Origin of the sequence: Dokdonella sp., assembly GCF_049593775.1 — a bacterium.
Taxonomy (GTDB): domain Bacteria; phylum Pseudomonadota; class Gammaproteobacteria; order Xanthomonadales; family Rhodanobacteraceae; genus Dokdonella.
This window is the reverse complement of the sequence record NZ_JBAWHJ010000487.1, coordinates 1-5,271: the sequence shown is the minus strand read 5'-3', so window position 1 is coordinate 5,271 and position 5,271 is coordinate 1. Positions and strand designations below refer to the sequence as shown.

The 5,271-nt window shown below is 60.1% G+C and carries 6 protein-coding genes; 2 read left to right on the top strand and 4 right to left on the bottom strand.

Annotated elements, in window-relative coordinates; genetic code table 11:
- From WBP53_RS16915 to WBP53_RS16905, 3 genes are all read right to left on the bottom strand, one after another.
- A partial coding sequence (locus tag WBP53_RS16915) for a histidine kinase dimerization/phospho-acceptor domain-containing protein (protein ID WP_423930921.1) occupies nucleotides 1-397 on the bottom strand: 397 nt, incomplete at its 3' end.
- Nucleotides 398-462: 65 nt separating this feature from the next.
- Nucleotides 463-1,152, bottom strand: a complete 690-nt coding sequence (gene phoB, locus WBP53_RS16910; RefSeq protein ID WP_423930920.1) for a phosphate regulon transcriptional regulator PhoB — start codon at nucleotides 1,150-1,152, stop codon at nucleotides 463-465.
- Between the two features lie 45 nt (nucleotides 1,153-1,197).
- Complete coding sequence (locus tag WBP53_RS16905) at nucleotides 1,198-2,901, bottom strand: M48 family metalloprotease (RefSeq protein WP_423930919.1); 1,704 nt, start codon at nucleotides 2,899-2,901, stop codon at nucleotides 1,198-1,200.
- Between the two features lie 143 nt (nucleotides 2,902-3,044).
- Here WBP53_RS16905 and grxC point away from each other — a divergent pair, with 143 nt between their 5' ends.
- On the top strand, nucleotides 3,045-3,311 hold the full coding sequence (grxC, locus tag WBP53_RS16900; protein WP_423930918.1) for a glutaredoxin 3: 267 nt from the start codon (nucleotides 3,045-3,047) through the stop codon (nucleotides 3,309-3,311).
- Nucleotides 3,312-3,320: 9 nt separating this feature from the next.
- Here grxC and WBP53_RS16895 read toward each other — a convergent pair whose 3' ends face one another.
- Nucleotides 3,321-4,472 carry a hypothetical protein gene (locus WBP53_RS16895; RefSeq protein WP_423930917.1) on the bottom strand — a complete coding sequence of 384 codons (1,152 nt, stop codon included), beginning with the start codon at nucleotides 4,470-4,472 and terminating at the stop codon, nucleotides 3,321-3,323.
- A gap of 62 nt (nucleotides 4,473-4,534) precedes the next feature.
- On the opposite strand from WBP53_RS16895, the gene WBP53_RS16890 reads away from it, so the two are divergent.
- Nucleotides 4,535-5,271, top strand: a 737-nt coding sequence (locus tag WBP53_RS16890) for an isocitrate/isopropylmalate family dehydrogenase (protein WP_423930916.1), incomplete at its 3' end; no start/stop codon positions are given.

Here is a 5,271-nt window from a genome sequence, read left to right as displayed (position 1 = left end):
GGATCTGCTCCGGTTCAATAAGATCCAGATAGCCATGCACGACGGTCAATGGCGTTCGCAGCTCATGTGAAACGTTGGCGACGAAGTCGCGACGCATCTGTTCCACGCGAAGCAGCTGACTGACGTCGCGCGCGAGCAGCAAGGAATGGCCTTCAGAATAGGGAATCAGGCGAAGACTCAGATGGATGTCAGGATCGTTTGGCGCGGTCACATCCGTCAATGGTTCGATGCCACCGGCATCGAACCATGTCCCCATCCCCTGGACTGAAATGGCTTCAACGACCGTCTTGCCGAGATCGGCGGGATGCTTGAGTCCAAGCAGGCTGCCTGCAGCGGTATTGAACCAGCTGATCCGCCGATTCTCATCGATTGCCACCAGAGCGTCTGGAAGGGCCACGGCAGCATCCCGGAAGGCGCGCAGCAGGCCGAACAGCTTGGTCCGGCGATTGGCAGCCCGGGCCTTCACACGCTTGACGAGAAGCGGTAGCCCGCGCCGCGAACTGTCTGCACGAATTCCTCCATGGCGTAGGGAGTCAGTGTCATGCGCAGGCGTCGGATGTGGACGTCGACCGTGCGCTCCTCGACATATACGCCACCACCCCATACGTGATCCAGCAACTGGCTGCGTGAATAGACACGCTCGGGATGGGTCATGAAGAAATGGAGCAGGCGATACTCGGTTGGACCGATCGAGACGATCTGGTCGTTCGCGAACACGCGGTGCGCGGCGCTGTCGATTCGCAACCCGGCAATCTCGATGACGCCCTCGGTGTCCTCGCCATGCGCGCGGCGCATCACGGCCCGGATTCTTGCCACCAGTTCACGGGCAGAGAACGGCTTGACTACGTAGTCGTCGACGCCGGCGTCGAGGCCGTTGACGCGGTCGGTTTCCTCTCCACGTGCAGTCAACATGATGATGGGTACTTCACGGGTCAGTTCTTCGCGACGCAAGCGTCTGGCCAGTTCGATGCCGGTCATGCCCGGGAGCATCCAGTCAAGCAGGATCAGATCGGGGATCTGGTCGCCAATCGCGGATTGAGCACTTCGCGCGTCACCGGCGTGGATCGCTTCCATGCCGGCTTTGCGCAACGCAAAAGCCACCATGTCGCGGATGGAGGGTTCGTCTTCGACTATGAGCACGCGTTTTTGCACAGGACTTCTGGGGTTGGAGGCCGGAATGGCCGCCTTGTGGCAACTTTATTGCAACGGAGAATTGTTACGGCGCAATGACACGCCGGAACAATGCTGGTCCGGACAACGAAGTGATGAGGAAAAACCTCCCGTGCCTTCCGGTTCTGATTCGCGACGTTCACGCTTGCGAATGTCGAGGACGATGGGTGTCATCGCCGTGATGCGTGCATCGACACGCGCACGCTGATAGTAGGTCAGGTCCTGCTTGCTGGAGAGCGTCTTGAGCTGATTCAAGGCATCCTCGGCGCGCCCGTTGAGGAACGCCCACTCCGCATAGGCCTCTGCAGCGCGAACCTTGTCGCCGGCCAGCTCGTTGGCGCGCGCGAAGCTTCGTTGCAAATCCGGGTCTTCGGGGTAGCGGGCGAGCAACGGGCGAATCAGATCCTGCGCGATCAGCGCGGATTTTTCATCGGAGCGGGCGAGCAAGGCGTCGGTATATGCGAGCGCGATGGCGCGGTTGCCCGGGAAATCCTTGCTCAGGCGCTCATAGCGCTTGAATGCAGCCTGCTTCATGCCCGCCTGATCTTCGGCTTCTGCCATGCCCAGCTCGAATACCGAACTGCCTGGATAGTCTGCTGTAAGTTCGGCGAATTCCTCGACGGCTGCCTTGGGCTGGCGTGCCAGTGTCAGCGAAAGGGCGTGGCCATAGCGAATGGCTGTTGTTCTGGCATCCGGATCGCGCTTCAACTCATCCGTGTAGTAACGCAGCATGGCATTTGCCGAGTCTGCGTTGAGGGTTCGGGCGCGTTCTCGCATCAGTTCGAAATAGCTGCTTTCTTGCGGGACAGTGGATTGGGCTGCGGCGGCTCCAGTCAGACGGGTCGTCGGAATACTCAGGTCCAGCGACTCGCTTGAGCTGCCGGTGTTCCCGCCGAGGGGCAGGCGACCTGCCACGGGCGCACGCGCTGCGAGCGGCTGGTAGGTCTTGTTCAGCTGTACGGCGCGCGCCTTGGCATCGGCGATACGGTTTACGTCGACGGGATGGGTGCGAAGGAACTCGGGCACATCGACGCCGTTCACGCGCATGACGCGCTGCATGGTTGCAAACGTATCGGCCATCGCCAGGGGCTCGTATCCGGCGCGCGCGAGGCTCTGGATACCGACCCGGTCGGCCTCGATCTCGTCATAGCGCGTGAAATTGATGGCGCGTTGCTGGATCAGGGCAATGCCGCTCATCACGGCTGCCTGGCCCGCATCGTCGGTACGCCCTGCCGTCGCCACCAGTGCGCCTAGCATGGCCAGTGCGATAGGCAAGGCCGACTTCCTCGAATCCTCGAATGCGCGCAGCAGATGTTGTTGTGTGACGTGGGCGATTTCGTGGGCGATGACGGCTGCCAGCTCGTCTTCCGTGTGCATGGCGATGATCAGCCCGACATTGACGCCAATGTAGCCACCTGGGGCGGCGAACGCATTGATCCCATTGTCGCGGACCACGAAGAAGGTGAATTCATGGTCCGGCTGATCGCTGACGGAAACCAGCCGATAGCCGAGCGAGTTCAGATAGTCGCTGACCAGTGGGTCGTCGAGGACGTAGTTGTACAGCCGCATCTCGTGGAGCATCGAGGCGCCGTAGGCCTTCAGTTCATCCGGAGACAGAGCAGTTGCTGCCGAACTCCCGATGTCCGGCAAGCGCACGCCGCTGTCCTGCGCGCCAGCGAGGCTGACGCAGGAGGCTGCGAGAAGCAGGGACAGCCACTTCAATCTCAACATCGAACAGGACTCCAAAGGCCGAAGTGCCGCTTCGCATTCTAACGCCGACAACCTTAAGGCGACGTGATATTCCGGCTTGCGTCGGGGTTCTGTATGCTTTCAAGCCGATTATTTGAATTCCGGCACTGGAACAGGAAATTTGAATGGCATCCGTTGAGCTCTACAGCACCGCTGTATGTCCCTATTGCGTCGCCGCCAAGAATCTTCTCAAGCAGAAGGGCTTCGAGTACGAGGAAATCCGCATTGACATGGATCCGGTCCGGCGAGACGAAATGCTCTCACGCACGGGAGGCCGCCGCTCGGTCCCGCAGATATTCGTCAATGGTTTTCATGTTGGCGGATTCGAAGAGTTGGTCGCGGCAGATCGCAGCGGAAAGCTGGCGGAATTCGCGGCAGGCAGCAAGGACTGAGGGATTTCCTCAGCGTGGCAGGCGAACCAGGCGCACTTGTGTGCCATTCGCATCGAGGCCTGACAATCTGTCCAGGCCGACGACATCGAAGTCGGCCAATACGCTGGCCCCGTCCATCAGCGAACAAAACACGGGCGAGGCGTGTCCGCCCACCTGCTGCGACCTGCACTGAAGGGAAACGCTTCCAAACCGGTCAACCAGACGAAAAGTTTCCTCGTCTGCAGTAATCAGCCGGGTCAAATTGATGACGCGGGCTTCGCGCGCATCCTCGACAGCCAGAACCCATTCGCCGAGAAAGCGCTTTCCCGCAGCTTCATCGTTGAACGGAACGCGCATCAGGCTCAGTGGCTGTATTTCGAGCGCCAGCGACTCTTCCGAGCGCGGCCTGACCAGCCAGGCGTTGGCGTGGGAGGGTGAGAGAAATTCAAGGTTCAGGGACATGCCCGGTTCCGCGCCGGGTGCCGAGAATGGAGATGAGAACGGTTCATCGCCACCGACCATGCGAATCAGCGGTATTCGCGCAATATTCCCCGGCATGGTGGCGCTGCCGAAGTACCAGACGGGCGATCCTGCCTCGTAGCTGAGCAGTGAAACGGCAATATCATCGCCTTGTTGCTCGATGGAGACACCGCTTCCTGCCAGCGCCGGAACGGCGTCCGACGCAGTAACCGACCACCAGAATCCGTTTTCCGGACGGGTAAGGGTGATGTCTCCTCCGGACTGGAGCAGGCGGAATCCGATCAGTTCGGAGCTGCCGTTGCCTTGTTCGAGGAACAGGCGCACCTGGTAGATGCCCAATGCAATACGGTTGCGCCCTGACTCGCGAGCGGGATTTACCCGCAGCGTGACGGGTGTGCTGGCAGGCGCACAGCCCGATATTGCGCTGTGCAGATGCACATCGATATGCAGATCGTCCAGACTGGTCCGGCTTATTACAGGCAGGCAGGATGTAGGCCAATCGAGCCGGATTTCCAGATCGGGAGGCCAGTGCGGGGCAAATTCGTTTGCACTGACCAGGCTGACGCTGAAATCCGTGTCCGCTGCGCCCAAGCGCAAGTCCGATTGGGCAACGGCGGGTGCCATGCAAGCGGCAATGCAGAGCAGCGCAGCGCAGGCGCCGAGTCGGGAAATCACCGCCTTGGTTGTGGGAACGCGTATCATTTTCGGATAATGCGCGCCCATTGCCGGTTTCGGCAAGTCAGTACCGTGGAGTGTTTTTCCTGATGAGTCAGACAATTGCTGTCATTCGAGGCGATGGAATCGGCCCGGAAATCGTGGATTCCGTCGTTCGCGTACTGGATGCCCTCGACGTTGGCCTCGCCTATGAATTCGTCGAAGCCGGCGTTTCGGCGCAGCAAACGGTTGGCGAGCTTCTTCCACAGGCCACCCTTGATTCCATTGCCCGCCACAAGGTGGCGCTGAAGGGCCCCCTGACCACTCCAATCGGCGGCGGATTCAGCTCGGTCAATGTCGAGTTGCGCAAGCACTTTGACCTCTATGCCAATGTGCGCCCGGCGATTACCTTCCCCGGCACCAAGGCCAGATACGAAAATATCGACATCATTACGGTGCGCGAGAACACCGAAGGTGCCTACGGCTCCGAAGGGCAGACCCTGTCCGAGGACGGTGAAGTTGCCCAGTCCCTGATCCGCAATACGCGGCGTGGCTGCGAGCGCATCGTGCGTTACGCTTTCGATCTCGCCAGCAGGCAGCGTCGCAAGAAGGTGACCGCCGTGCACAAGGCGAACATCATGAAGACGACTTCGGGTTTGTTCCTGAAGGTCGCGCGTGACGTGGCAAGGGACTATCCAGATATTGCCTTCAACGAGATGATCGTCGACAACACCTGCATGCAACTGGTCATGAACCCGCAGCAATTCGACGTGATCGTAACGACCAATCTGTTCGGCGACATCATTTCCGATTTGTGTGCCGGTCTGGTCGGCGGTCTTGGCCTGGC

Excerpts from the sequence above, each read along its gene's own strand:
- WBP53_RS16905 (WP_423930919.1), bottom strand. The coding sequence starts at position 2,901 with ATGTTGAGATTGAAGTGGCTGTCCCTGCTTCTCGCAGCCTCCTGCGTC.
- grxC (WP_423930918.1), top strand. The coding sequence starts at position 3,045 with ATGGCATCCGTTGAGCTCTACAGCACCGCTGTATGTCCCTATTGCGTC.
- WBP53_RS16895 (WP_423930917.1), bottom strand. The coding sequence starts at position 4,472 with ATGATACGCGTTCCCACAACCAAGGCGGTGATTTCCCGACTCGGCGCC.